Source organism: Mycobacterium sp. NGS68 (genome assembly GCF_059812195.1).
Genome location: NZ_JCALCE010000002.1, coordinates 127,788 through 154,154, shown reverse-complemented (window position 1 = coordinate 154,154; position 26,367 = coordinate 127,788). Strand labels below are relative to the sequence as shown.

The window sequence follows — 26,367 nt, the reverse complement described above, 5'->3', positions numbered from 1 at the left end:
CATTAGCGAAACTCCCTCAGTGCGTGCGTAATACAGTCGTGCGAGGCGGCATAGAAGATGGGTTGGACGCGGTCGACGACGCCCTCGCACCGGCTCCGCAGGCCGGTGCCGACCTCCTCGACCGGACCGACCACCGCGAAAGCCTCGAGAATCTCGTCGTCGATCAGCGACCCCATGGCGTCCCACTGCCCTTCCTTGGAAAGGCGATTGAGCTCGGTGTGCAGATCGCCCCAGCCGTGCAGGTCGAGCACCTTGCGGTAGGCCGGCGTTGATCCGTAGAACGCAATCTGCTTGCGGGCGGCGGCGACGGCGGTGGCCAGTTCCTCGTCGTTGGCGCCGGTCGCCACCATCACCTCGGCCGACACCTCGAAGTCGCCGCGGTCCCGACCGGAGCGCTGCAGACCGCGCAGCAGCAGCGGCATCGTCATCTCGGTGAGGTATCGCTTCGAGATCATCGGGTGACCGAGGTGGCCGTCGGCGACCTCGCCGCACATCTCGGTCATCGCCTCACCGACCGCCGCCAGAAACACCTTCGGCGCGGGGTAGGGCTGCGGCTCGGGAGTGAACATCGGCGTCATGATCTTGTGCGTGTAGAACTCGCCTTCGAACCGCAGCTTGGTGCCGTCGCGCCAGGTGGACCAGATCGCGCGCAGCGCAGCGACGAACTCACGCATCCGCCGCGCCGGATGGCTCCACGGCATGCTGAACCGCTTCACGATGTGGGGCTGGATCTGGGTGCCGAGGCCCAGAATGAACCGGCCCTGCGAGTAGGCCTGCAGGTCCCAGCCGACGTTGGCGACGGTCATCGGGTTGCGCGCGAACGCCACCGCGATGTTGGTGCCGAGTTGTAGCCGCGACGTGTGCTCGGCGGCCAGCAGTAGCGGCAGGAACGGGTCGTGACTGGTTTCGGCGGTCCAACCGCCGTCGCAGCCTTGTTCCTCCAGAGCTTTCGCCGCCTCGGCCGCCCGGGCGAGTGTGTTCGGGATGCCACGGTCGAGCTTGAGGCCGGGTCGACCGGAGGGGCTGCTCATCCGCACCCACCCGCCATGATGGAAAAGTTACAGTAAGCAATTCGGTAGGGTCAACGTCATCGGCGTCCAGTCGCGAAGCGCAGCGATCCTCCCGGCGTCGGCGGGTGTCTGCCGAGTCAGCTTGTCGCAGCCGCTACAGTAAGCAATTCAGTATGTATCGGCCGACCGGCGAACGAGGACGGAAGCAATGACCAAGCCCCCGGATTGGCAGGAAACGCTCACCGACCTCGCCCGCCGCCGTGAGCACGCGCGCGGCATGGGCGGCCCGGAGCGGCTCGACAAGCACCGCGGCAAAGGCAAACTGGACGCCCGCGCGCGCATAGAGCGACTGGTCGATCCGGGCACCTTCCGTGAGCTCGGCACGCTCGTCGGTGGCGAGGTCGCGGCGGATGCGATCGTCACCGGATCCGGCCGCATCAACGGCGTTCCGGCGATGGTGGGCGCCGAGGACTTCACGACGTTGGCCGGCAGCATCGGTCCGGGTGGCAACTCCAAGCGCTACCGCATCGCCGAGCTGGCGCTGCGCGACCGGGTTCCGCTGGTGATGCTGCTCGACGGGGCCGGATTCCGTCCGACCGGTGGCCATTACGGACGCACCCCGACGGATCTGCTCTCCCAGACCCAGTGCTCGGGGCGGGTCCCGACGGTCGGCGCGGTACTCGGCCCCTCGGCCGGACACGGCGCCCTCGTCGCCCCGGTGTGTGACTTCCGGATCATGAGCACCCAGGGCGCGATCTTCACCGCGGGCCCGCCCGTCGTCAAAGAGTCGACGGGCGAGGAGATCTCGAAAGAAGACCTGGGCGGTCCAGACGTCGCGGCGCTCAGCGGGGTGGTGCACAACGTCGCCGAGGACGACGAGTCGGCGATCGACGACATTCGCCGGTACCTGTCCTACTTCCCGCCGAGCGCCTGGTCGTATCCCCCGTCGCTGCCTATCGACGAGACCGCCGGTCCGCGGCCGACACCGGAGCTATTGCAGATCGTCTCGCGCGACAACCGGCGGGTCTACGACATGCGCGCTGTGCTCGATGTGGTGTTCGACCGGCCCGACTGGTTCGAGGTGCAGCCGCGGCTCGGCAGGGCGATCATCTGCGCGCTGGCCCATCTCGGCGGTCATCCCGTTGCGGTCGTGGCCAACCAGCCGCAGGTGCTGGCCGGGTCGATCGATGCCGCGGCCGCCGACAAGGCGGCGCACTTCATCATGGTCGCGGACTCCTTCCACCTTCCCATCGTCTTCTTCGCCGACAACCCCGGAATGCTGCCCGGCAGCCGTTCGGAGCGCCAAGGCGTGCTGCGCGCCGGCGCGCGGATGTTCGCCGTGCAGACCGCCGCGACGACGATCAAGTTGCACGTGACGCTGCGCAAGGCTTACGGCTTCGGCTCGATGGTGATGTCGCTGCTCGGATTCGACCACCAGTCGGCCACATTCGCATACCCTGGCGCCACGATGGGGGCCATGAGCGCCGCGGCCCTCAGTCGCGCATCGCATGCCGCCGAGGACCTGTCCACGAAACTGCGCGAAGCCGAACTGCAGGCCTCATACCGGTCGGCGGAAAGCATGGGGTTCGACGAGCTCATCGACCCCCGCGAAACGCGCGACGCCCTGCTGGCCGCCCTGCAGCGGGCCCTGTCCAGCCGGCAAGCCGCCGCGGAACCGGTGACGCGCACGGTCATCCTGCCGTGACGTCATTGCGCGAGCAGACATCTCATCGCATGACATAGGGGAACTGGGAAGGTGGATGGACTCCGTGGAGGTCACGGTAAGACGGTGGCTGCCGCTCCCCTTCGTCTTTGATCCCGTACTGTTCGGCCAACTCTGCGCCGATGAGCGTCCTACCGCTCAGATCCCCGAGATTCGGATCTTCGCACAGGCGTGAGATGACATGGCCGGTCAGCTCTGGCGTCTCGGCCGTGTCAAGGACGTGGCCCAGCTTCTCGGGGTTGCGGGCCACGATGTCACGCACCCGCTGAGTCAGCAACGATCCCAGCCAGATCGACACCACGGCAACGCCGGTGCCCTCGAGGTCGACGGCCATGTCCGCGGCCATCTTGTCGGTGCCTGCCTTCGGAACACCGTATGCGGGACCGAACGCGTAGTGCGCCGCTCCCGAGGACGACGTGAAGACGATTAGGCCCTTGCGGTGCGGCAACATCAGGGGCACGCCAAAGACTGTGGCAACGTAGCTACTTCGCAATCCGACGGCAAGCGTGTCCAGCACGCTGAGGGGTTCTTCCCAGAACTTGGTCCGCCCCATCATCTCGTTGCGGATGATCGCGGCGTTGTTGACCAGCACATCGATCTTGCCCTGTTCGCGGCGGATCCGCTCAAAGAAGTCTTTCACCTGATCGTCATCGGCGTGGTCGACCCGCACGGCAATGCCTTTGCCGCCCAAGGCATCAACCTGCTCGGCCGTCTCATGGATGGTGCCCGGAAGCCGCGAGTCACCCCCCTTCTCGGTGCGGCCGGTGAGATACACGGTGTACCCGTGAGCACCCAGCGCTCGCGCGATGCCGGCCCCGGCCCCTCTGCTGGCCCCGGTGACCACGGCGACCCGGTTCATGTTTCCCCGATTGCCACCCCGGCTAGACAACGGCCCCACCGTTCACGCCGATGACCTGGCCCGTCAAGTAGCCAGATGACTCCGAGCAGAGGAATGCACACACCGCCGCCACGTCTTCGCCTGTACCGATTCGTCCCGCGGGAATCGCCTTGGCCAGCACTTCCGTCGGCGGCAGTTTCTTGGCACCTTGCTGTTCGCGCAGCATCGGGGAGTCGATCACGAACGGCGGGACGGTATTGATGGTGATTCCCCGCGACGCGTACTCCTGTGCCACCGTCTTGGTGAGGGCGATGACGCCACCTTTGGATGCCGAATAGTGGCCCTGGCCGACGGCACCCCGCTGCCCGGCGGCCGACGAGATCGTCACGATCCGGCCCCATTTCGCTGCTGTCATGTCGGGTAAGGCCGCCTGCAAACACAAGAACGTACCGGTCAGGTTCACCGCGAGGTAGCAATTCCACTCCTCAATCGTGATTTTGTGAAAGGGCGTGAAACCCGCGATGGCGGCGCTCGTCACGAGGATCTCTATGGGGCCCAATGCATCCCGCACCTTCTGGAAACCCTTTGTCACGGAATCGGAATCGGCTACATCAACCTGTACGCCGACCGCGTCGCCGCCAACGGTCCGCAGCTGGCCCGCCACGTTCTCAGCGGCGTCGCCGTTGACGTCCAGGACGCCAACCTGATGGCCGTCCCGGGACAGTTGGGTAGCGATCGCTTTGCCCAGCCCCGATGCACCGCCGGTGACCACCGCTACCCGGGCTGTCGTAGGCACGGCGACCTCCTGCTATACACTCGTACTACATCAACTGTACGAGTGTATAGCATTACATCGTGCTACGTCAGCACGAATGGAAAGGTGCGATTTTCAGCGGCGGGGCTTCGCCCGTCGCTTCCGGCGCGTAGAGCGCGTCTCAACGGAGTCCAGATACTTCTCGATCGCATTGATCACTTCATCGTGCGCCGCATCGACGCCGACACCCTCCTCAAGATTGAGGAATTTCGGGATGCCAGTTACCAGGAGAGCGACGGCGCCCAGTGACAGATCACCATCGAAGCGAGTTCCTTTGCCGAACTTACGGGTAAGCGCGCGCACTTCGAGTGCTCGTACCTGGTTGGTGACATCAGCGATCGCGGACCGAATCGACTTTCGATGGTTCCCCAGCGCCAGGAATTCGGTCATGAGCGTGCCGGTAGCCTCGTCCCAGCTGAAGTCCCACAACGCGTGCAGCGGATCGTCGGCGCGGGCTTCCAGGGCCTTCCCCAACACCGCGAGGTTGCGTTCGGAATAACGCTGAATCGCCGCCAGGAAGATCTCGTCGAGGGACGGGAAATAGTACTGAACCAGGCTCGGTGTGACTCCCGCCTTCGCCGCCAAGGCGCGATAGCTCACGCTTGCGTAACCTTCTTCGAGCATCATCGTCTCGACGTTGTCCAGAAGTACATCGCGGGTCGGGGATGTCTCCGCGCCTACGCGACGGGTTGCTGCCATTGGTCACCTCACTGGCTTTGGTTGAAAGCATTGTCACATTCATGGCATGCTATACGGTCGTATAGTCTCACACTTGCGCGGTGACTGCCTTCTTCGGCAGAGCGCGCCGGACCGATGATCAGGAGACGCATGACCACCGACGCCGACCTCGGCTCACTGCGGCGCGACGTGCAGTATCTGCTTGATCGCGTCGCGATTCTGGACTGCATCGCGCGCCACGCACGCGGATGCGACCGCCACGACGCGGACCTCATCAGCTCGGCCTATCACGAGGACGGCATCGATGAGCACGGCTTCGCCGTCAACACGGGGCCCCGATACGGCGAGTGGGCCAACAAGATCCACGCCGAGACGTCGGCCGTACATACCCACAACATCACCACGCACTCGTGCGAGATAGACGGCGACACCGCGCACGCCGAGAGCTACGCCATCGTGGTCCTGATCGGGTCCGACGGGGGCAGCGCACAGTTCATCACGGGACGGTACCTGGATCGGCTGGAACGACGGGACGGTCAGTGGCGCATCGCGGTCCGCCGATCGACGGTCGACGGAATGTTCACAGCCGACGCCCGGGTGCTGCAATCGAGCTTCTTCAAGGAGCAAGGCTACCTCGTCGGCACCCGTGATCGACGCGATCTGTCCTACCAACGGCCACTGACGATGGAAGCACCGGCGCCGGCCCGCTGGTAGAGACCTATGTCAGACGCCCGCGGGCCCGGGAGCGCCGTGCATGTACAGTGTCTGTCCGGAACAGAAGCTCGACGCGTCTGATGCGAAAAATAGTACGCCATAGCCGATTTCGTCGGGCTCGCCGAGACGGCCCACCCCGTTGGACATTGCGATGGTTTCCGGGTCCAGGCCATAGCGGGCAGCGTCGTCCGTCAGGGTGGCCGCGCGTACGGCCCCCACGGCGATCGCGTTGACGCGGATGCCCTTGCGCGTCCATGCCGCGGCCATTGACCCGGTGAGATTGTTGACGGCCGCTTTTGCGGCGGCGTAGGGCGCGGCCTGCGGCATGGCCAAAAGGCTGGCCCCGGAAGAAATGTTGACGATGGCGCCCTTGCCCTGCGCGAGCATCGGCTTGGCGGCGGCTCGCGACAGATGCCACACCGCGCCGAAGTTCAGCGCGAGAGTGTGCTCGAAGTCGTCGTCGGCCACTTCAGTATCGGCTTTGTCGCTGCGCCGCCTGCGCAGTTCACCAGGATGTCGATCCTGCCGAATTCCTGCATCGTCGCGTCTACGAGCCCCTGGCATGCGCCGGCCTCGGTGACGTCTGTTGATACTGCGAGGGTGCGCCGTCCTAGCGCCCGGGCTTCCGCTGCGGTGGATTCAAGGGGATCGGGACGCCGGCCCGCAAGCACAACATCAGCCCCGTGCTCGGCGAGTACCAATGCCGAGCCTCGGCCAATTCCGGTGCCGCCGCCCGTGATTACCGCTACCCGCCCCTTCAGGGAGAACCGATTACCCACCTGACTATCCCTCCATCCACGTTGGCTGTACGATCGTATAGCAAACGCTATATGATCGTACAGTCACGCGTGAGGAGCGTTCTTGAGCCACGACCTTTATTACGATCCGTGGGACGTCGAGATCGACCTTGATCCGTACCCGGTGTACCGACGGTTGCGGGACGAGGCGCCTCTTTATCACAACGAGCGCCACGACTTCTGGGCAGTGAGCCGATACGACGATGTCGCAGCAGCCCTGAAGGATCCGGATGCTCTGAGCTCTGCCAAGGGTGACATTCTCGAGGTGGTGAAGACCGACCCCGTGATGCCGCCGGGTGTTTTCATCAACGAGGATCCGCCGTTGCACACGATCCACCGCGCCTTGGTGTCGCGAGCCTTCACACCAAAGAAGATGCGAGAGCTCGAGGACAAAGTGCGCATTTTTTGCGCCGCCTGTCTCGATCCCCTGGTCGGCGGCGAGTGCTTTGACTTTGTCGTTGACCTAGGGCGCGAACTGCCGATGCGGACGATAGGCATGCTGGTCGGCATCCCAGACGCCGACCAGCCCTCGGTGCGTGCACAGGCACACCGCGTGTTGCGCAACGAGCCGGGTAAACCGTTGCAGGTCAACAAGAACCACTACTTCGACGGGGACATGTTCACCGACTATGTCTCGTGGCGGCAGAAGAATCCTTCCGATGATCTGATTACCGAAATTCTCAACGTCGAATTCGAGGATGAGACCGGGACCACGCGCAGACTGACCAACCAGGAACTTTTGATTTTTTTAGCGGTCGTCGCGGGCGCCGGGGTGGAGACGACGGGCCGCCTGTTCGGTTGGATGGGCAAGGTGCTAGCCGAACATCGCAACCAGCGCAGTGAACTCGTCGAGGATCACTCCCTGATCCCCGCGGCGATCGAAGAACTCCTCCGTTTTGAGCCGCCCGGTCCACATGTCGCACGTTTCGTCGCGGCCGACGACGTGCGGTTCCAGGGCACGACCGTGCCCGCGGGGAGCGCATTGCTCGTCATGCTGGCCTCCGCGAATCGCGACGAGCGCCATTTCGAGGATCCCGATCGATTCGATATCCACCGCAGACCGGCAGGGCATTTGACCTTCGGTCGCGGCCCCCACTTCTGCGTCGGCGCCCCGCTGGCCCGGCTAGAGGGTCGCGTAGCGCTGGAAGAGGTGCTCAAGCGGTTCCCTGAGTGGCAGATCGACCTTGCCAACGCGCACCGGTCACGCACCTCCACGGTGCGCGGATGGGACTCGATGCCCGCCATCATCGGCTGATACCGACCGCCGCCTCAATGCGCGAGCAGACGCCCTAACCGCGGTAGGCCGCCACCACCGGCGCAAGCTCGTCGGGCGTCGCGCCGTGCAGGATCACCGCGTCGGCACCGTAGTCGAACTCCTTGCGGATGCGGTCCACACACTGTCGCGCCGAACCAGTGGCCGACGGTTCCAGCCACTCGTCGGGAATCAGGGTCGCGATGTGCTCGATCTGCTCCGGCGTGGCCTTGTGATCGATCCCGCCGGCGATCGACGTCACCACGGAATCCTCCCGGAACACCTGCAGCACAACGGGATCCCAGCCATTGGTCCGCACCAGCAAGTCGCCGTAGCCCTGTAGGTAGGTGGCCAGCCGCGCGACGGTCTTCTTCAGCCGCAGCTGTTCGGGCAGGTGGTCACCGACGGTGGCGAAGCACGACCACACTCGCACGCTGTCGGGGTCACGGCCGGCCTTCTCGGCGGCCGTCTTGACGGTCTCCACGCAGCGCCGCAAAGTCTCCGGTGTGAAGTAGGTGTGCAGGATGACGTCGTCGAACGCCCGTCCGCCCAACGCCAGCGTGTTGGGCCCGAACGCGACCAGCGCCAACCGAATATCCTCGTCAAAATCCCTGTCCAGGAACAGGATCGGGTATTTGCCCATCGGACCGTCATGGTTGAAGATCACCTCGCCGTGCCACAGCCGGCGCATGACTTGCGCCCAGTCCTCCATCTGCGCGGTCGTCACTGCCGGTATGCCGAAGGCGCCGTAGATCGCGGCAATCCCGCGACCGATCCCCAGCGTGAAACGTCCACCGGAGAGCCGGTGCATGGTGGTCGCCCACGACCCGGTGATCAGCGGATGACGGGTGTTGTGATTGGTTGCGGCGGTGGCAATCTGCATCCGGCTGGTCACGGCGCACGCCGCCCCGACGAGCGAGGATGCTTCCTTGACGTTCCAGCGCTCGGAGATGAAGGCGGTGCCGAAGCCCAGCTCCTCACCGCGGCGGGCCTCGTCCATCAACGTCGCCGGGCCCTCTCCCCCGGCCCCGGCCAGCAGGTAGAAGCCCAACTCGTCGAGCGTGCGATCACTCAATTCCAAACTCCTTGCTTGTAGCCGCAGTTCCAGACCTCGGTGATCCTGCCGTCCACGACGCGGAACACCTCCATGCTGGCGATCTTGGTCTCGGTGCCGTCGCCTGCCGTCATGGTCGAGTCGTACACGATGGCGACGTGCTCCCCGTCATCGCCGTCGACGACGATGTTCAGGTCGAAGCGCAGCGAGTCGAACAGCTTCCACACGTCCGCCACCCGCTGGACGGCCTGAGCGTGCGTCAGGGTGTGCGCCTCGCCGACCTCATGCCGAATGACGGTGTCGCCGAACAACTCCTCCGCCAAGCCCAGATCGTGTTCGTTCCAGACGACCAGGTTGTACAGCTCGACCACTTCGCGCGCGGTTCGCACCGCCGCCATCACACCGTCACCTCCGAGGCAACGCGCCGCAGGAACCGCTCGGTTACCTTCTGCACGCGCCGCGAGAACACATGACCGACGTGCCCGCCGTCATACCAGTACAGCTCGCCACCGATGCGGTCGTGCAATGCGACCGCGGGGTCACGCATCGCCATCCGGTCGTGCCACGCCCCGACGATCAGCCGGCGCTGCGCCGGCGGGGCCGGGTCCACCTGCAACGGGTCGATCACCGACGTCAGCTGCGCGACCACGGCAGACTCCAGCAGTTGCCGGTAACCGTCGCGCGAGGTCCCCCACCGGTCCAGGTGGCGTGCGATCATCGCGTTGAGCCCCAGGATCGGCGTGTACAGTCCGACGGCGTCGACCTCGCGCTCCAGGTGCGAGACCAGCGCGGCCACCGGCGTCCCCATCGAAATACCCGCCACCACAACGGCACTGGCCTGCGGCCGAACCCACCGCACCACCGCGCGAACCTCCGACACCGCGCGCATCATGCCCGCGACGTTGCCCAGCGGATCCATGTCCGGATAGCGCGGCCAGTGGCGCCGCCGGCTCCCGTGGCCGGGCTGGATGGGCAATGCGACGTTGTACCCCAGGCCGCCGAAAATGCGCCCGATCCGCGTCAGCACCAGGTCTTCCGGACCGCCCTGGCCGGCACCGTGCACCCAGACCAGCCACGGCCGCGGACCCCCACGGTGCCGGCATAGATGCACCACCGCCCGCGCCGGCCCGCCCAGGCGCTCGGCTTCCAGCGTCGCCGGCAGCGCCGGGTCGTGCTCGAACGTCATCCGCTCGTACACCAGACCCGCGACCCGCTGCCGTCGCACCGAACGCACCCGCAGCGGCTCCGGGTCACTGTGTGCGCCGTCGATGCCCAGCGACGCAAGTTCCTCAGCCGCCGCGGCGCACTCGCTCAGCGGGCGCAGATCGGCGGGGCGCCCGCCCAGGACCGAGAATCCGCTCAGGGCAAGCTCGTCCAGCATGACCTCGCCGAACTGGCGCACGCCGCGCGGCGACGCCGGCATCCAACCGGTCGATTCGTTGAGGCCGGCCAGCGTGCGCGGCACCACCCGGGTCATCTCGCGGCCCAGGTCGCGCGCGATCCCGGGAGCCCTCGTCGCCCATGACATGTCGTCTCCTTTACGCGAGCTTGAAACCGGTGTATCCGCCGTCGGCGACTTCGTCACAGCGGCGCCGGTATTCGGGAATCCCGCCGGTATAGCCCATGTACATCCGTTTCTTCCCCGGCACATTGCCACCGTTGTACCAAGACTTGCACGACGAGTGAACCAGCACGGTCGACGCGACGAGTGCGGTGGCGTCATCCATCCACTCCTGCTGGGCGGTGGCCGACGCGTCGATGGTGCGAACTCCGTTCGCGCGCAGATAGGCGATGCAGTCGCCGATCCATTCCACGTTTTGCTCGAGCGCGGCGACGAAGTTCGTCGCGGGACTCGGGCTACCCGGACCCTGGATCATGAACAGGTTCGGGAAGCCGGCGACCGCCACGCCCAGGTAGGACAGTGGCCCTTCGGTCGCCCAGAACCCGCCGAGCGACACGCCGTCGCGACCGCGGACGTCGATCCGGCTCAGCGCGCCCGTCATGGCGTCGAACCCGGTCGCGTAGACGATCACGTCGAGTTCGTAGGAGTCGGCCTCGGTACGGATACCGTTGCGCGTCACCTCGCGGATCGGTGACCTGCGCAGGTCGACGAGCGTGACGTTGTCGCGGTTGAAGGTCTCGTAGTAGCCCTGGTCGATGATCGGCCGCTTGCAGGCGAAGGGATGATCGGGCACCAGCGCCGCGGCTGTCGCGGGGTCCTTGACGATGCGCGCGACGGCCTCGCCATAGAGCTTGGCGGCCATTCGGTTGGCTTCGATGTCGAAGAAGACGTCGCTCCAATTCAGCGCACCGAGGACCCCGTTCTCCTCGATGGCGCGCAACTGCTCCTCGCGCGAGGCCGATTTCAGCGGCGGGCTGCCGAGCATCTCGAGCAGCACGGAGAAGGCGCTCAGCCGCGCCGCGCCGATCGGGTGCGCGCGCTGGGCGGCACGGATCTCGTCGTAGCGGGCCTTCATCCCGTCCAGTTCGCCGGGCTCGAAACGCCGCACCCGCCAGGGCAGCGTGTAGGCCGGGGAACGCTGAAATACGTACAACTGCTTGGCCTCCCGGGCCACCACCGGGATGAGCTGGATGCCGGTCGACCCGGTGCCGATGACGCCGACCCGCTTGCCGGCCAGGTCCACCCGTTGTCTCGGCCAGCGGCTGGTGAACAGCGACATTCCGGTGAAGTCGGCGATCCCGGGGATGGCCGGTTCCAGCGGCACCGACAGAATGCCCGACGCCGCGACCACGAACGACGCCGTGCGCAGCCGTCCCGATGCGGTGCGCACCTCCCACCGGGCGGCGTCCTCGTCAAAGGTCATCGCGACGACCTCGGCGCCGAATTCGATGTCGCGGCGGAGATCCAGCCGGTCGGCGACGAAGTTCAGATAGGCCTCGATCTCGGGCTGGGCGGGCATCGTCTCCGTCCAAACCCATTCCTGCTGAATCTCTTCGGAGAAGCTGTAGGAGTATTCGATGCTTTCGATGTCGCATCGGGCGCCCGGGTAGCGGTTGAACAGCCAAGTGCCGCCCACGTTTTCGGCCCGTTCCAGAACCAGGGTCCGCAGGCCGAGGCGGCGCAGTCGATGCAGCATGTACAGCCCGGAGAATCCGGCGCCGATGACAAGCACGTCGAAGTCGGCTTCGGCCATGGAGCTCCCTTGCTATAGGCTGAACGAGCTGCTGAAATCTATACTGTAACGGATTAAGTATGGGCCTGACGATGGAGGCGCCGGCGTGAAAGTCCCGTTCACCTGGAAGGTCACCGGGTGGTTCATGATCGGGTGGTCGGCGGAGTTTCCCGCCGGCGAGGCCCGGCCGCTGCACTACTTCGGAGAGGACCTGGTCGCCTACCGCGAACACTCCGGTGAGCTGCACGTCCTTCAGGCGCACTGCAAGCACCTCGGGGCGCATCTCGGTCATGGCGGCACGGTGGTTGACGACTGCGTGCAGTGCCCGTTCCACGGCTGGCGGTGGGGGCCGGACGGCACGAATCGATACATCCCCTACCAACCGGACCGGCCCAACCGCGCGCTGCGGCTGCGGGTCTTCCCCGTGCAGGAGCAATACGACTGCGTTTTCCTCTGGCACCACCCCCACGGCGAACATCCGCAGTGGGAGATGCCGGACATTTTCCTGAAATTTCCACAGTTCGAGACCGATCCCGCGGCCTACTACCGGGCCTACCCGGAGTTCTCCCGGCGTGCCGAACGCGAACCCGTGCACCCGCAGATCGTGGCGGAGAACGCCCCCGACAGTGCCCATTTCGAATACGTGCACCACGCCACCGTGACCCCGAGGGTGCTGGACTGGAAGATCGTCGACCATGAGTGGCAATTCATCGCGGGATGGCCGGACGCACGCAGCGACGACCCCGACGACCTCGCCCTGCGGTTCCACAGTCACCTGTTCGGTCTCGGCGGAGCGATCAGCGTCTTCGAGGGCGCGCAGAATCATCGGCTGATCTTCACCTGCACGCCGGTCGACGACGAGTGCTCGGACCTGTTCTATTCGATCTGGTGGCCGCGCGTCCCCGGCGACACCGCCGAAGTGCCGTCCGGCAAGCTGCGCGAGCTCATCGAAAAGCAGTTCCTGTCCACCGTCTTCGACGACCTGCAAATCTGGCGCTACCAGAAGTACGTCGAACGTCCGGCGCTCTCCAAGGTCGACGCGAAAGGCTATATGGCGCTGCGGAAATGGGCGACGCAGTTCTATGACGTGCCGCCCCTGGCCGCGGCCGAAGGCGCGCGATGACGGACACGGTCAACACCGCCCGGGGCGGTTTTCCCGATATCAGGCCCATGGACGCGCCGCCAGGGTTGGACGGGTATATCGCCGCCCTGCGCCGCCTGCAGGATCTGACCGTCGCCTCCAAGCCGGATGCCGCAGCATGGGCAGCGGCCGCCGCACACATCGAAAGCGCTTGCGCCATATTGGAATCCCAGCGGGTGCCGGAGATCGAGGCACCGGCGGGCCGCGTCCTGGAGATCCCCGGGCTGGGCCATCCGCTGATGCCGCCCTGGACGCTCACCGAATCCGGGCCGGACGGCGTCACCATGCACGGACGATTCACCCAGTCGCACGTCGGCGGCAACCGCGCGGTGCACGGCGGCATGATCCCGCTGTTCTATGACTGGCTATTCGGAATGGTCGTCACCGGCGCGGACATACGTCCCACCCGCACCGCGTACCTGCACGTCGACTACCGCAAGATCACCCCGATCGACGAGCCGTTGACCGCCCACGGCCGCATCGACCACATCGAGGGCCGGAAGGTGTTCATCACCGCGACCATGACGAGCTCGGACGGGACGCTACTGACCGACGCGACCGGCCTGATGGTCCGGCTGCTACCCCACCAACCGTGACACCGCGAGCAGACGCAAAGGCACCCTGTGCGAGGCTCACCGGGGGACTTTTGCGTCTGCTCGCCGGGAAGGAACAACGTGCCTGAATTCACCGTGCCCGCCGTCGTCGCGGCCGTTGCCGCCGCGGTACCCGACCGCGAACTGGTGGTCCAGGGCGACAAGCGCTTCACCTACGCGCAGATCGTCGAGCGCTCCAACCGGCTGGCCGCCTACCTGCACTCCCGCGGCCTGGGTTGTCACACGGAGCGCTCCGAGCTGGCCGGCCACCAGGCGGGCCAGGATCTGTTGGGCCTGTACGCCTACAACGGCAACGAGTTCGTCGAGGCGCTGTTCGGCACCTTCGCCGCCCGGGTGGCGCCGTTCAACGTCAACTTCCGGTACGTCAAGAATGAACTGCAGTACCTGCTGGCCGACTCGGGCGCGACCGCCCTGCTCTACCACGCGGTGTTCGCGCCGCGCGTCGCCGAGGTGCTGCCGGATCTGCCGGACCTGCGCGTGCTGATCCAGATCGCCGACGACTCCGGCAACGAATTGCTGGACGGCGCGGTCGATTACGAAAGCGTCGTCGCGAGCCCCGCCGACCCGCCCCCGGTGCAGCATTCGCCCGACGACCTGTACGTGCTTTACACCGGCGGGACCACCGGCATGCCCAAGGGCGTGCTGTGGCGCCAGGCCGACATCTTCATGACGTCCTTCGGCGGTCGCGATCTGGTGACCGGCCAGTTCGTGACGTCCGTCGACGAGATCGTGGCACGGGTGACCGCCGGACCGGGCACCAAGCTAATGGTGTTGCCGCCGCTGATCCACGGTGCCGCCCAATGGACGGTGATGACGGCGCTGACCACCGGGCAGACCATTGTCTTCCCGTCCATCGTCGACCACCTCGACGCCGACGACGTGGTGCGCACCATCGAGCGGGAGAAGGTCGCAGTGGTCACGGTGGTCGGTGACGCGATCGCGCGGCCCTTGGTGGGTGCGATCGAGAAAGGAACGGCGGACGTGTCGTCGCTGTTCGTCATCGCCAACGGCGGCGCCCTGCTGACGCCGTACGTCAAGCAGCGCCTGATCGATGCCCTGCCGAACGCCATGGTGGTCGACGGCGTCGGATCGTCGGAGACGGGCGCTCAAATGAGCCACCTGTCCACGTCCGGCGCGGTGTCGACCGGCAACTTCAACGCCGGACCGGACACCTTCGTCGCCGCGGAGGACCTTTCGTCGATTCTGGCGCCCGGGCACGACGGAATCGGCTGGCTGGCCCAACGCGGGTATGTGCCGCTCGGCTACAAGGGCGACGCCGCCAAGACGGCCGCGACCTTCCCGGTGATCGACGGCGTGCGCTACGCGGTGCCGGGCGACCGGGCTCGCCACCACGAGGCGGGCCACATCGAGTTGCTGGGCCGCGATTCCGTCACGATCAATTCCGGCGGCGAGAAGATCTTCGCCGAGGAGGTCGAGACCGCGATCGCATCGCACCCCGCGGTGGTCGACGTGGTGGTCGCCGGGCGGCCGAGTGAGCGCTGGGGGCAGGAGGTGGTCGCCGTCGTCGCGCTCGCCGAGGGCGCACACGCCGAGGCCGACGAGTTGGTCGCGCACGCCGCAAAGTCGTTGGCCCGCTACAAATTACCGAAGCTGATCGTGTTTCGGGCGGTCATCGAGCGCAGCCCGTCGGGCAAGGCCGACTATCGGTGGGCGCGCGAGCAGGCCCTGAACCCCTGAACTATCTGAACTCCGCGCGCAACTGCTCCAGGATCGCCGCCTGCGCATCCTCGGGGAGGGCGGCCGGAAACGCCGGCAGGACGCGGTCGACCACGCCCGCGCAGCGCGCGCGCAGAGCGCCCGCCACTTCCTGCACCGGTGCGACTACGGCGAAGGCGGCCAGCACGTCGTCGTCGATCAACGCCCCCATCTCATCCCACGCGCCCTGCCGCGACAACCGATGCAACTCGGTCTGCAGGTCACCCCAGCCGTGCAGGTCAAGCACATTCAGATAAGCCGGCGTCGAACCGTAGAAGGCGACCTGCTTGCGCACAGCCGCGGCGGCACTGTCCATTTCGGCTTCATCGCGGCCCGTCACGACGAACACCGGGCAGCAGACCGCGACGTCACCGGAGCCACGACCGGCGCGCTGCAGACCGCTGCGCAATGCCGGCCGGGTCACCTCGTCGAGATACCGTCGGCTGCTGAACGCGTGGGCGATCACGCCGTCGGCGACCTCGCCGCACATCTCGGTCATGGCCGCACCGACGGCGGCCACGAATACCTTTGGCGGCGGGGAGGATAGGCGCTCGGGCGTGAACATCGGCGTCATGAGCCTGTGAGTGTAGAAGTCGCCTTCGAAGCTCAGCCGGGACCCGTTCGCCCAGCAGTCCCAGATCGCGCCCAGCGCCAGGATGAACTCACGCATCCGCGCCACCGGACGGCTCCAGGGCATGCCGAAGCGCTTCTCGATATGCGCCTTGACCTGTGTGCCCAGGCCAAGGAGGAACCGACCGCCGGAGTAGTCCTGCAGGTCCCAGGCGACGTGGGCGACGCTCATCGGGTTGCGCGCAAATGCGACGGCGATGCTGGTCCCGAGTTCGATCGCGGAGGTGTGTTCCGCGGCCAGCAGCATGGGCAGAAAGGGATCGTGGCTGATCTCACCGGTCCAGCAGCCCTGGTAGCCGCGCCGCTCGAGGTCGGCGGCCACGCCGGGCACGCGCGCGAGTTCCATGGGGATGCCGCCGTCGATCTTGATCGTGGCGCTTGGCGAGGCAGTCATTGCCGGCTGGACGTTACTGTAAATGATTCGGTAGGGTCAACCGCGTGAGCGATCTGCGCCAGGCGCTGCTGGGCGGCTGGCATCTGGAGTCGTTCGTCTCCCGCATTGCCGCCACGGGCGAACTCCGCCGTCCGTTCGGCGAGCACCCGCGGGGCCTGATCCTTTACACCGCGGACGGTCATATGTCGGCCCAACTGACGTCCGGCCCGGACGGCGAATTCATCTCCTACGGCGGCAGATTCCAGGTCGACGAAGCGGCCTCGACCGTGTCCCACGACGTCGTCATCGCGACGATGCCGGAGTTGTTGGAGCAGCCTCAGACTCGCCACGCCGAGGTTGCCGATGATCGATTGACGTTGTCGGCGAACGTGATCGCCGCCGACGGCACGGCCACACACAGCACTTTGGTCTGGCGCAGGCATTCCGGAGGCTAGGGCAGAACCCGGAGCGGCACGTTGCTCCAGCCCGCCACGTTCTGCATGTTGACGCGTTTGCAGCCCGCCCAGTCGACCTCGTAGCGCGGCATGAACTCCAGCATCCGCTCCAAAGCGATCGTGCTCTCGAGACGCGCCAGCGCGGCACCCAGGCAACTGTGGATGCCATAGCCGAGCCCCAGGTTCTGCGCCTGAGTGCGGTCGCGGTCGAGGTCGAAGTCGTCCGGGTCGGTCCAGGCCTGCGGATCGCGGTTGGCCGAGGCGCCGACCAGGAACACCGGTTTGCCGGCCGGGATAGTCACCCCGTGCAGGGTGACGTCCCGCGTCGAGCGGCGCACGTTGTACTGGGCGGGCGCCTCGTAGCGCAGCAGTTCCTCGACCGCGAGCGGAACCTTGCCGCGATCGTCGAGCAGCGTGCGCCACTGGTCGGGATTTCTGGCGAACACCACCGCGGCGTTGCCGATCAGCTTGGTCACGGTCTCGGCACCGGCGCCGCCCAACAACGTTGCGAATTCGGTGATTTCGATGTTGTCCAGCGGCGTCATCTCGCCGCTTTCGCGTTCGATCTTCGCTTCGATGAGCCGGCTGAGCAGATCGTCGCCGAGGCTCTCCCGCCGCCGCTTGGTGAGCCGGTAGTAGTAGATGGCCATGTCGACGGCGGACTTCATACCGGCCTCGCTGGCCTCAACCTCACCCGGCTCGCGGTGCAGCAGGTCGTCGATCCACAGGCGGATCTGTTGGCGCTCCCCTTCGGGCACTCCCTGCAGGGTCGTCATCACGTCGACGGGAAACAGCGCCGAGAAGTCCTGGACGAAGTCGAAGCCAGCGGGGTTCACGGCCGCCAGATGCAGCTCGACCGACCGCGTGACCAACGGCCGCAGCGCCTGAATCGCCCGCGGGGTGAACACCTTGTTGAGCAACCCGCGCATGCGGCGGTGCGCGGGCGGGTCCATCGCGATGATCGATCCGTGCTCGGCGACCCGGCCCGTGCGCACCTGAGCGAGATCGACTCCGTAAGCCGACGAATAGGTTTCGTGATCCTTGAATGCCGCAGCCACGTCTTCGTGGCGGGTCAGCGCGTAGAAGTCATACTGCTCGCTGTAGTAGACCGGCGCTTCGGCGCGCATTCGCCGGTAGGTCTCGTAGGGGTTGTTGAAGAACTCCTCGGAGAACGGATCGAAAACCACCGTGGCGGTGGTCATAGAACTTCACGGATCGACACGCAAGCAACCTCTCCCGGGTCCGTCCTGGAACGATCAACGGTAATGGTTACAGTATTCTAGTCAAGTGTCCATGTCTCCGCGATCGCAGGATGGGAAGCACCAATGAACGATGTGGCCATCATCGGCGTGGGTCTGCACCCCTTCGGCCGATTCGAGGGAAAGTCCGCCATGCAGATGGGAGTCGACGCGATCTTCGCCGCGGTTGCCGATGCCGGTGTGCGGTGGGGCGACATTCAGGCGGCCACCGGCGGCAGCTGGACGGTGGCCAACCCCGACGCGATCGTCGGTATGGTCGGCTTGTCGGGGCTTCCGTTCACCAATGTCTTCAACGCGTGCGCCACCGCCGCCAGCGCGGTCAAGACCTGTGCCGACGGAATTCGGTTGGGAGACTACGACATCGGAATCGCGGTCGGAATGGACAAGCATCCGCGCGGGGCGTTCACCGAGGATCCCGCGCTGGTCGGCATGCCGCGGTGGTACGCCGAAAATGGCCAATACCTCACCACCCAGTTCTTCGGGATGAAGGCCAACCGCTACCTGCATGACCACGGCATCTCACAGCGCACGCTGGCCCGCGTGGCCGCCAAGAACTTTCGCAATGGCGCCCGCAATCCCAACGCATTCCGGCGCAAGCCGATCCCCGAGGACGACATCCTGAACTCGGCGATGCTCAACTATCCGTTGACCCAGTACATGTTCTGCGCCCCCGATGAGGGCGCGGCCGCAGCGGTGCTGTGCCGCGCAGACCTCGCCCGCCGCTACACCGACAAACCGATCTACCTCAAGGCGGTCGAAATGCGTACCCGCCGCTACGGCGCGTATGAGGTCAACACCACCTTCGCGCCCGTCGACGAGGACGTCGCCCCGACGGTCTACGCGGCCCGCGCCGCGTTCGAAAAGTCCGGCGTGAGCCCGGACGACGTCGACGTGATCCAGTTGCAGGACACCGACGCCGGCGCGGAGATCATCCACATGGCCGAATGCGGCTTCTGCGCCGACGGCGACCAGGAGAAGCTGCTGGCCGACGGCGCCACCGAGATCGGTGGCGCGATGCCGATCAACACCGACGGCGGCCTGATCGCCAACGGCGAACCGATCGGCGCGTCAGGCCTGCGGCAGATTCACGAGATCGTCCGGCAGTTGCGCGGCCAGGGCGGTGATCGGCAGGTGCCCGGCGCGCCGAAGGTCGGTTTCACCCAGCTCTACGGAGCACCCGGGACGGCGGCGGCGACGATCCTCACCACCTGACGGCACGCCGAGCAGACACAGACTCGCACGCAATCACGCAGTTGAGTGCGATTGTGTGTCTGCTCGCGAGGGAACGGGTGCGTAGCTCGGCTTGCCCAGTCCCAGCACGTGCTGGGCGATCATATTGCGGAACACCTCCAGCGTCCCGCCGTAGATTCCGGCCAGCGGGGCGAATCGGTAGAGGTATTCCGATTTCCCGTCGTCGGCCGCGCCGTCGGTCTCGCCGGGCAGCACCGAGGCGGCCCCGGCGACGTCCATCAGGTCGGGTCCGATATCGCGCATCGTCTGCGCTTGGGCTACCCGGCCGAAGATGCTCGGGGTCGACAAGGCCGCCTCCAACCGGGCGGCGCTGCGGCCCAACCGGTATGCCACCGACCCGTCGTCGACGGGTCGCACGCCGTCGGGGCCCGGTCGCGCGACGCGCGTGGCGACGGCGTCCACCGCGGCGGACATGAAACCGGTCTGGTGCGCCATGATCGCGACGTCCTGCAGCCCGTCGGGCGCCGATGCGACCGCGCCGTGCTCGGCATCCAGCGGCCCGCGCAGCACCGTCCAGCCGCCGTTGACCTCGCCCAGTAGGTACTTGTCGTCGACCCGGACGTCGCTGTAGTAGACGATGTTGGTCCGGTCGCCGTCGACGGTGCGGATGCCCTGTATCTCGATGCCGGGCAGGTCGAGGGGCACCAGAAACATGGTCAGGCTCTTGTGTTTACGCGCATCCGGGTCCGTGTTGGTGATCAGGAAGACGTACTGGCAGTTGTGCGCGCCGGTGGTGAACATCTTGGAGCCGTTTATCACCCACTGATCCCCGTCGCGCACCGCGCGGGTCTTGCAGGTGGCGACGTCGGACCCGCCCTCGGGCTCGGTGTAGCCCAGGCACATTCGCACCTCGCCGGTGAACACCTTGGGCATCACTTCCTCGACGAGTTCCGGCTTGCCGAACGCGGCGACCGCCCGAGCCACCATCGCCGTGGTACCCCACGTCACCCACGGCGTGTGCACCCGCCGCTTCTCCAGCTCCCAGATGCGCCGGCGGACCCGGGTAAACCCGCCGTCGGCCAACGGCTTCCACTCCTTTTCCAGGTAGCCGGCCGCCCCGATCGCCAGGTGCACGCCTTCGTCGAAATTGTCGCCGGTTTCGCGATCCCGGCGACGGACCTCGTCCGTCACATGTTCGGCGAGAAAGGCACGAACTTCGCCGAGGAAGGCCTGATCATCGTCATCGAGTGCTACCCGCGCGAAATCCATTGGGCTACGCGCTTTCCCGCTCGGCAACGATCAGGCCGACCTGTCTGGCCGTGATGCCGGGGTCGCCGCCGGCCAGCGCCCAGCCACGCGCCCGCACCAGATAGGCCGACGCCGAGGCTTCCACCGACACCCCGAGACCGCCCTGGATGTGCACCGCCATGGTGGCCGCCTTGGCCGCCTCCTCGGCCATAAACACGAAGGCGCAGCCGGGCAGGTCCGGTCGCTCGTCGGGTTCGTTCTCCAGGTACCACGCCGCGCGGCGGGCGAGGTTGCGGCCGCCCTGCACGACGATCGCCATGTTGGCCAGCGGATGCGAAATCGCCTGCAACGTCGAGATCGGCACGCCCAGCGTGTAGCGCGATTTGGCGAACTCGGCCGCGATCGTCATCGTCTGCTCCACCAACCCGGCCAGGGCCGCGGCGGTCAACAGCCGCCATTCGTCGATCGCGCGGCGGTGCGCCGCGATCGCCTCGGCCCCAGATCCCAGCACGGTTCGCGTGTCGGCCGCGCCGGGGTCCACCCACGCCATCGGCAGCTGGCCGAGGTTGGCCACCCGAGAGGGCCTGGTGGCGAACGTCAGCAGGGCGACTTCGTCGCCGTCGAGGACGACGATGCCGTCGGCGATGGCCGCCGACGGAACGAGCCGCGCGCCGGACGCTGGTTCCGGGTTCGGGTCGAGCCCGAGGATCCGGCTGCCCTCGACCACGTTGGCGTCGGCGGCACCCAACCGTTCGGCCAGCCGGGCCGCGCAGACGTGGTCGACCCACGGCACCGGCGCCAGGGCGCGGCCCAATTCTTCGGCGACCAACGCGAGATCGACCAGCGTGGCTCCATCGCCGCCGGCTTGCTCACCCAACGCCATCGACGACGCGCCCATGGCGCACAGCCGCTCCCACAGGCTCTTGTCGAACCCCGTTTCCTGTGCGGCCCATACCGTCTCGATCGGGCAGTGTGTTTCCAGCAGCTGGCGGTAGGCGGCCTGCAGGGCCTTGTGGTCGTCGGTCAGGCTGTAGTCCTGCCGGCGCAGTTCGTAGCGGTCCATCCGTCACTGCTCCTGATTCTGGTCAGCACCGAAGAAGAATTCGTTGGCGTTGTTGTAGAGGTAGTTGTCCAGGACGTCGGTGGGCAGGTCAAGGGCGTTGGCCTCGGGCACGACGCGCTGCTGGCGCAGCACCGGCCAGTCGGAGGCGAAGATGATCTTCTTGGGTCCCCGGGTCCGCATGTAGTGGATCAGGGTCTCCGGCAATCGCTTGGGCGACCACGCCGAGGTCATCAACCGCAGGTTGCGGTACTTGATCAGCATCCGAATCGCGATGTCCCACCACGGATCCGCACCGTGGATCATGCACAACTTGAGTTCGGGGAAGCGCACGCAGACCCGGTCCAGGTGGATCGGGTTCTGCACCTCGCCGGGGATGGGTGGCCCCGGCAGGCCGGTGTTGACGCACAGCGGCAGCCCGATCTCGGCGCACTTGGCGTACAGGGGGTAGTACACGGCATCACTCGGCGGGTATTGGCCGTCACCCCAGAAGCTCGGGCCGACAACGGTATAGGCCACCGGCAGGTCCGCAACCGTCGCGGTCAGGTCACGCAGCGACTTCACCGGGCGCAGCAGGTTGACCCCGCCCATGGCCAACGCGAACCGGTCGGGGCGTTCCGCGGCGAACTTGCGCGCCGTCACCGACGGCTTGGCCAGGTTGTCCATCAGGATGGCCTTGCGCACGCCGTGCTCGTCCATCTCGTCGAGCAGCTCCGACAGGTCCACCGGGTCGAACATCGACTGAGGTCCCTTGAAGTAGTCGTCGCGGACCCGCTTCATGAACTCGGGTTGGGTTTCCGTCTCTCCGAAGTGCACGTTGACCAGGCAGTCGATGACCTGCCGGGGCGCCTGCTGCATCATTACTTGGTTGCCGTCCTTAGCGTTTCAGCCTGCTGCTTGGCCCACCGGTAATCTGCCTTACCGTTGCCCAGCCGGCGCACCCGATCCACCACGATAAACTCCTTGGGCACCTTGAAGCCCGCCAGTTCACCCGCGCAGTGGCTACGCAACGCCTCGGAGTCAGCCCCTGTGTCAGCTTCGTCGCGCAACTCGACCAGCGACACGACTTCTTGCCCCCACCGCTCGCTGTCGCGGCCCACCACCAGTGCGTCGACGACGCCTGGGTGTGCGCGCAGCACCTCTTCGACCTCTTCGACGAACACCTTCTCGCCTCCGGTGTTGATCACCAACGAATCCCGGCCGAACAGCCGCAGCGTGCCGTCGGCATCCACGCAGGCCCGGTCACCCGATATCACCACCCGCTTGCCATCCACCACCGGGAACGTCTTGGCGGTCGCGGCCTCATCGTCGAAGTAGCCCAACGGGATACGGCCGGTGCGGGCCACCCAGCCGATCTGCGGATCGCCCGCGTCGAGGAACCGGCGGTAGTCCTCAGACAGCACCAGGCCGCCGGCCCGGAACGTGAAAGTGTCCGCCTGCGTGCCCGCCCGACTGTGCCCGAACCCCATGTTGCCCGTCTCCGAGGAGCCGTAGCCGTTGATCACGGTGATATGCGGAAGGTATTTCAGGAGTGCCCGCTGATGTTTGACATTGGTGGCGGCTCCGCCGGTGCCGATCGCGAACAAAGCGGACAAGTCGTAATTGCGCCGGCCGAGCTGGTCGACGATCGGCGCCGCGTACGCATCGCCCACCATCGTCATCAGGCCGACCTTCTCGCGTTCGGCGATCTCCAGCACCGTTGCCGGGTCGAACTTTTGCGAGGTGTCATACAGGACAGCGGTCTGCCCGGACAGGATGGCCGAGAACGCGGTCCACATCCCGGCGGCATGCATCAGCGGAGAAACCGCGAACCAGGGCGCACCGGCGTTGCGCACGCGCTGATGGATCTCGTCCACTTTCGTGTGGTCGTCGCCGTTCATCGACGCCACATAGATGTCGGCCTGCCGCCACAGCACGCCCTTGGGCCGCCCGGTTGTCCCGCCCGTGCAGATCATCAGCACGTCATCGGGTGACGGCACGTTGGCGTGATCGGAATCGCCCTGCGCCAGCACATCTTCGAGCGTGACCGAGCCCGCGATCTCGGGAAAGTCACTGCCGTCGTCGATCGAGATCATCAGTTCCGCGCCGTCACAAGGCAGTACATCGGCGAACTTGGCGCCCAGGGAACGATGGTAGATGACGCCCCGCGGCCGGACGTAGGCCAGCAGATCCGCCACCTCGCGGGGCGTGTAGTAATGGTTGACGTTGACCGGCACCACTCGCGCCTTCAGGCAGCCGATGACCATGTCGGGGTACAGGTCGTTGTGCATGATGAGCGCGACGCGGTCCTGACCGCACTCCCAGTTGCCCAGCGCTTCCCGTTCCGCGTGAGCACCGAAACCCCGGTCCGCCAGATAGTTAGCCAGCCGACGGGTACGTTCCGCGGACTCGGCGAAGGTACTGACGCGGGCGCCGCACTTGGTCATCACCCGATCGGGCACCGCATCCGCGATTGCGTCCAGGACCGATCCGATCGGCCATTCGCTCATCGACAAACCTCTACACCGACACCGTGACGTTCGCGCCCAGCAAATCTAGCGCGTTGTCGCGCATGACTTTCCGGGTGTCCTCGGCGCTGAACTCCGGGAACTGCGGGATGTCGGCGGTGAAGGACATCGGATCGGCAAGGCCCTCGCCGTGCGGCCAGTCCGAGCCGAACAGAATCTTGTCCACCCCGATCGTGGCCGCGAGCAGCTTGACGTCGTCCTCGTAGTACGGCGCGATCCAGACGTTGTTGCGCAACTGGGCCACCGGGTCCTCTTTGAAGTGGTACGGCGCCGTATTGGCGGCCTTCTTGAGCCGCTTGATCAACCGGTACACGAAGTAGGAGCCGTTCTCGATGCTCGCGACCTTCAGTTTCGGATGACGGGTGAAGACCTGGTGCACGATCATCGACGCCATCGTGTCGTGGATCGCGCGGTCGTCCAGCAGCACCTGGTCGAGCGGGTCCTTCTTGCCGAAACCTTCGAAGGTGTCCTTGCCACCCCACAGCGCGTTGATCGCCAGATAGCCGCTGTCGGACAGGTGAAAGCCAACGGGGACACCGGCTTCGGCCAGTCGCGCCCAGACGGGATCGTGCAGCCGATCACCGAGCGAGCGGGGCTTGACCGCCCCGGGCACCGGCGCCGGCCGCACCAACACGATCTTGGCGCCCCTGCCGAGCACGAACTCGACCTCCTCCACCGCCTTGTCCGGGTCGGCCAACGAAATGATCGGCGCCGCGATGATCCGGCGGTCGGGCCGGTCGAATCCCCAGTCGTCGTCGAGCCACAGGTTGAAGGCATGCACAGAGGCCATCGTGGCGTCGATGTCGTGTTTGAGGGCCTCCTCCACACCGCACGCGAAAGTAGGCAACATGAACACCATCTCCAGGTTCTGGGTGTCCATCACCTTCACCCGGGCGTCCCGGTTCTGGTACTCGGGATGGTTTTCCATCCGGTCCACCTTCATCAGCGACGCCGGATCGACGCCCTCGGGGATCTCACCGCGGAACAACAGATCCAGGCAGCCCGGTTCGATGATGGGGTCGAACGTCGGGTTCGGGATGAACTGATTGATCCGCTGACCGATCACGGCCCAGGTGCGCTTGCCGTCGCGCAGCATCTGCACACCGCGGCGCTTGAACTCCTTGGGCAGGTACCGAGTGAACGAGTCAATCGGTTCGTAGTAGTGATTGTCGACGTCAATCGCTTGGTATCCGAGCGTTGTCATCGCAGGAGTCCTCTCAAGTCCATCGGGGTCTCTCGGGTTCTTCTAAGTGTCGTCGCTGGAGGCAGTCAGCGGCGGAAATCGTGGTGGGCGCTTCTCGAAGAACGCGGTGATGCCTTCGATGAAATCCGAGCGCTTCATGGATTCGTGCATCAGCCGCTCGGCCCGCATGCTCGTCTCGACGATCGGCAGGCCCGCGTCGGCGTAGAGCTGTCGCTTCATCACGGCCAGCGAACTGGGCGCGCAGTTGACGGCGATGTCGGTGGCGTAGGCCAGCGTGCGCTCCAGCAACTCCTCGCCCGGCAGCACCTGTTTGACCATGCCCAACTCGGCCGCCTCCTCGGCGAGGAACGTGCGACCTGACAGCAGCAGGTCGACGGCCGCGCCCCACCCCACCAGGCGCGGCAGGATCCACGAAATGCCGTATTCGGCGATCAGCCCCCGCCGCGCGAAGGAGGTGGTGAACTTCGCGCCGGCGGCCGCGAACCGGATATCGGCCATCAACGCCAGCGACAGCCCGATGCCGGCGACCGACCCGTTGATCGCGGCGATCACCGGTTTGCGCAACTGCGTCAGGTAGTAGGGATGCTTTCCGGCGACCAAACCGGTGACGTCTGTCTTACTTGCGGATTCGACCGTCGTCGACGAAATCGAATCCAGGTCGCCCATGTCCGCGCCCACGCAGAACGCCCGGCCGCTTCCCGTCATTACGATGACGCGAACATTTGCGTCGTCCTCCGCGGACTGCAGGTAACGGAAGAACGTCGACGTCAGCGCCCCGCCCCAGGCGTTGCGGCGCTGCGGGCGGTTGAGGGTGATCAAGGCTACGCCGGAATCGGACACCTCGTAGAGCACCGGCTCGCCCGACGCGGTCGGCTGCTCGGCAACCGCACTGCCATCGGTGCTCATCAGACCCGTCCCCTTGTCGTGTGACGCCTCGTGCGATGACCGGCGACAA

The 26,367-nt window shown here is 66.1% G+C and carries 24 protein-coding genes and 1 pseudogene; 8 read left to right on the top strand and 17 right to left on the bottom strand.

From position 1 onward, the window contains the following. Positions 1 to 2: 2 nt before the first annotated feature. The gene (locus tag AC5Y5V_RS03660; RefSeq protein ID WP_499931247.1) at positions 3 to 1,031 is read right to left on the bottom strand and encodes an LLM class F420-dependent oxidoreductase; all 1,029 of its coding nucleotides are present in this window, start codon (positions 1,029 to 1,031) and stop codon (positions 3 to 5) included. 187 nt (positions 1,032 to 1,218) lie between these two features. Between AC5Y5V_RS03660 and AC5Y5V_RS03655 the strand changes: the two genes are divergently transcribed. Continuing rightward, positions 1,219 to 2,715 carry an acyl-CoA carboxylase subunit beta gene (locus AC5Y5V_RS03655; protein WP_499931246.1) on the top strand — a complete coding sequence of 499 codons (1,497 nt, stop codon included), beginning with the start codon at positions 1,219 to 1,221 and terminating at the stop codon, positions 2,713 to 2,715. Positions 2,716 to 2,737: 22 nt separating this feature from the next. On the opposite strand, the gene AC5Y5V_RS03650 is transcribed toward AC5Y5V_RS03655, so the two are convergent. From AC5Y5V_RS03650 to AC5Y5V_RS03640, 3 genes are all read right to left on the bottom strand, one after another. Beyond that, positions 2,738 to 3,592, bottom strand: coding sequence for an SDR family NAD(P)-dependent oxidoreductase (locus AC5Y5V_RS03650; RefSeq protein WP_499931245.1), 855 nt, complete (start codon positions 3,590 to 3,592; stop codon positions 2,738 to 2,740). Positions 3,593 to 3,614: 22 nt separating this feature from the next. After that, a complete protein-coding gene (locus tag AC5Y5V_RS03645) occupies positions 3,615 to 4,367 on the bottom strand; it encodes an SDR family NAD(P)-dependent oxidoreductase (RefSeq protein ID WP_499931244.1) in 753 nt (250 codons plus the stop codon). A gap of 93 nt (positions 4,368 to 4,460) precedes the next feature. Then, complete coding sequence (locus AC5Y5V_RS03640; protein ID WP_499931243.1) at positions 4,461 to 5,084, bottom strand: TetR/AcrR family transcriptional regulator; 624 nt, start codon at positions 5,082 to 5,084, stop codon at positions 4,461 to 4,463. Between the two features lie 129 nt (positions 5,085 to 5,213). On the opposite strand from AC5Y5V_RS03640, the gene AC5Y5V_RS03635 reads away from it, so the two are divergent. Further along, positions 5,214 to 5,777 (top strand): nuclear transport factor 2 family protein, encoded by a 564-nt coding sequence (locus AC5Y5V_RS03635; RefSeq protein ID WP_499931242.1) that lies wholly within the window; start codon positions 5,214 to 5,216, stop codon positions 5,775 to 5,777. Between the two features lie 9 nt (positions 5,778 to 5,786). On the opposite strand, the pseudogene AC5Y5V_RS03630 reads toward AC5Y5V_RS03635, so the two are convergent. Then, positions 5,787 to 6,556 (bottom strand): annotated as a pseudogene (locus tag AC5Y5V_RS03630) (SDR family NAD(P)-dependent oxidoreductase). Positions 6,557 to 6,638: 82 nt separating this feature from the next. Between AC5Y5V_RS03630 and AC5Y5V_RS03625 the strand changes: the two are divergent. After that, on the top strand, positions 6,639 to 7,829 hold the full coding sequence (locus AC5Y5V_RS03625) for a cytochrome P450 (protein WP_499931241.1): 1,191 nt from the start codon (positions 6,639 to 6,641) through the stop codon (positions 7,827 to 7,829). A 34-nt stretch (positions 7,830 to 7,863) separates the two neighbouring features. Here the strand turns inward: AC5Y5V_RS03625 and AC5Y5V_RS03620 are convergent, their stop codons facing one another. From AC5Y5V_RS03620 to AC5Y5V_RS03605, 4 genes are read right to left on the bottom strand one after another with little or no spacing between them, the layout of a single operon-like run. Then, positions 7,864 to 8,901, bottom strand: a complete 1,038-nt coding sequence (locus tag AC5Y5V_RS03620; RefSeq protein WP_499931240.1) for a TIGR03857 family LLM class F420-dependent oxidoreductase — start codon at positions 8,899 to 8,901, stop codon at positions 7,864 to 7,866. Then, positions 8,898 to 9,278, bottom strand: coding sequence for a nuclear transport factor 2 family protein (locus tag AC5Y5V_RS03615; protein ID WP_499931239.1), 381 nt, complete (start codon positions 9,276 to 9,278; stop codon positions 8,898 to 8,900). The genes AC5Y5V_RS03620 and AC5Y5V_RS03615 overlap by 4 nt, the downstream gene beginning before the upstream one ends. Next, on the bottom strand, positions 9,278 to 10,408 hold the full coding sequence (locus AC5Y5V_RS03610; RefSeq protein WP_499931238.1) for a PHB depolymerase family esterase: 1,131 nt from the start codon (positions 10,406 to 10,408) through the stop codon (positions 9,278 to 9,280). Before AC5Y5V_RS03610 ends, AC5Y5V_RS03615 begins: the two co-directional genes overlap by 1 nt. 10 nt (positions 10,409 to 10,418) lie before the next feature. Further along, the gene (locus AC5Y5V_RS03605) at positions 10,419 to 12,035 is read right to left on the bottom strand and encodes a flavin-containing monooxygenase (protein WP_499931237.1); all 1,617 of its coding nucleotides are present in this window, start codon (positions 12,033 to 12,035) and stop codon (positions 10,419 to 10,421) included. A gap of 85 nt (positions 12,036 to 12,120) precedes the next feature. Between AC5Y5V_RS03605 and AC5Y5V_RS03600 the strand changes: the two genes are divergently transcribed. The 3 genes from AC5Y5V_RS03600 to AC5Y5V_RS03590 all read left to right on the top strand — a co-directional run bounded on the left by AC5Y5V_RS03600 (position 12,121) and on the right by AC5Y5V_RS03590 (position 15,467). Next, positions 12,121 to 13,137: a Rieske 2Fe-2S domain-containing protein gene (locus tag AC5Y5V_RS03600; RefSeq protein ID WP_499931236.1), complete on the top strand. Its 1,017-nt coding sequence runs from the start codon at positions 12,121 to 12,123 to the stop codon at positions 13,135 to 13,137. Further along, positions 13,134 to 13,751: a PaaI family thioesterase gene (locus AC5Y5V_RS03595; RefSeq protein ID WP_499931235.1), complete on the top strand. Its 618-nt coding sequence runs from the start codon at positions 13,134 to 13,136 to the stop codon at positions 13,749 to 13,751. Before AC5Y5V_RS03600 ends, AC5Y5V_RS03595 begins: the two co-directional genes overlap by 4 nt. A 78-nt stretch (positions 13,752 to 13,829) precedes the next feature. Then, positions 13,830 to 15,467 (top strand): acyl-CoA synthetase, encoded by a 1,638-nt coding sequence (locus tag AC5Y5V_RS03590; RefSeq protein WP_499931234.1) that lies wholly within the window; start codon positions 13,830 to 13,832, stop codon positions 15,465 to 15,467. Position 15,468: 1 nt separating this feature from the next. Here AC5Y5V_RS03590 and AC5Y5V_RS03585 read toward each other — a convergent pair whose 3' ends face one another. Continuing rightward, positions 15,469 to 16,509: an LLM class F420-dependent oxidoreductase gene (locus AC5Y5V_RS03585; protein ID WP_499931233.1), complete on the bottom strand. Its 1,041-nt coding sequence runs from the start codon at positions 16,507 to 16,509 to the stop codon at positions 15,469 to 15,471. Positions 16,510 to 16,553: 44 nt separating this feature from the next. Between AC5Y5V_RS03585 and AC5Y5V_RS03580 the strand changes: the two genes are divergently transcribed. Continuing rightward, on the top strand, positions 16,554 to 16,943 hold the full coding sequence (locus tag AC5Y5V_RS03580; protein WP_499931232.1) for a lipocalin-like domain-containing protein: 390 nt from the start codon (positions 16,554 to 16,556) through the stop codon (positions 16,941 to 16,943). Here AC5Y5V_RS03580 and AC5Y5V_RS03575 read toward each other — a convergent pair. Continuing rightward, positions 16,940 to 18,145: a cytochrome P450 gene (locus tag AC5Y5V_RS03575; RefSeq protein ID WP_499931231.1), complete on the bottom strand. Its 1,206-nt coding sequence runs from the start codon at positions 18,143 to 18,145 to the stop codon at positions 16,940 to 16,942. The two genes, AC5Y5V_RS03580 and AC5Y5V_RS03575, sit on opposite strands and share 4 nt — an antisense overlap. 123 nt (positions 18,146 to 18,268) lie before the next feature. Here AC5Y5V_RS03575 and AC5Y5V_RS03570 point away from each other — a divergent pair, with 123 nt between their 5' ends. Beyond that, the gene (locus tag AC5Y5V_RS03570; RefSeq protein WP_499931230.1) at positions 18,269 to 19,414 is read left to right on the top strand and encodes a thiolase family protein; all 1,146 of its coding nucleotides are present in this window, start codon (positions 18,269 to 18,271) and stop codon (positions 19,412 to 19,414) included. Positions 19,415 to 19,447: 33 nt separating this feature from the next. Here the strand turns inward: AC5Y5V_RS03570 and AC5Y5V_RS03565 are convergent, their stop codons facing one another. Genes AC5Y5V_RS03565 through AC5Y5V_RS03540 form a run of 6 tightly spaced genes read right to left on the bottom strand, consistent with a single transcriptional unit; the run spans position 19,448 to position 26,318 of the window. Next, positions 19,448 to 20,662: an acyl-CoA dehydrogenase family protein gene (locus tag AC5Y5V_RS03565; protein WP_499931229.1), complete on the bottom strand. Its 1,215-nt coding sequence runs from the start codon at positions 20,660 to 20,662 to the stop codon at positions 19,448 to 19,450. A gap of 4 nt (positions 20,663 to 20,666) precedes the next feature. After that, complete coding sequence (locus AC5Y5V_RS03560; RefSeq protein ID WP_499931228.1) at positions 20,667 to 21,704, bottom strand: acyl-CoA dehydrogenase family protein; 1,038 nt, start codon at positions 21,702 to 21,704, stop codon at positions 20,667 to 20,669. Between the two features lie 3 nt (positions 21,705 to 21,707). After that, on the bottom strand, positions 21,708 to 22,562 hold the full coding sequence (locus AC5Y5V_RS03555) for an amidohydrolase family protein (protein WP_499931227.1): 855 nt from the start codon (positions 22,560 to 22,562) through the stop codon (positions 21,708 to 21,710). Further along, entirely contained in the window at positions 22,562 to 24,190 is a 1,629-nt protein-coding gene (locus AC5Y5V_RS03550) for an acyl-CoA synthetase (protein ID WP_499931226.1), read from the bottom strand. Before AC5Y5V_RS03550 ends, AC5Y5V_RS03555 begins: the two co-directional genes overlap by 1 nt. Positions 24,191 to 24,200: 10 nt before the next feature. After that, on the bottom strand, positions 24,201 to 25,412 hold the full coding sequence (locus AC5Y5V_RS03545) for an amidohydrolase family protein (protein ID WP_499931225.1): 1,212 nt from the start codon (positions 25,410 to 25,412) through the stop codon (positions 24,201 to 24,203). A 42-nt stretch (positions 25,413 to 25,454) separates the two neighbouring features. Next, positions 25,455 to 26,318, bottom strand: coding sequence for an enoyl-CoA hydratase (locus AC5Y5V_RS03540; RefSeq protein WP_499931224.1), 864 nt, complete (start codon positions 26,316 to 26,318; stop codon positions 25,455 to 25,457). Positions 26,319 to 26,367: the final 49 nt, after the last annotated feature.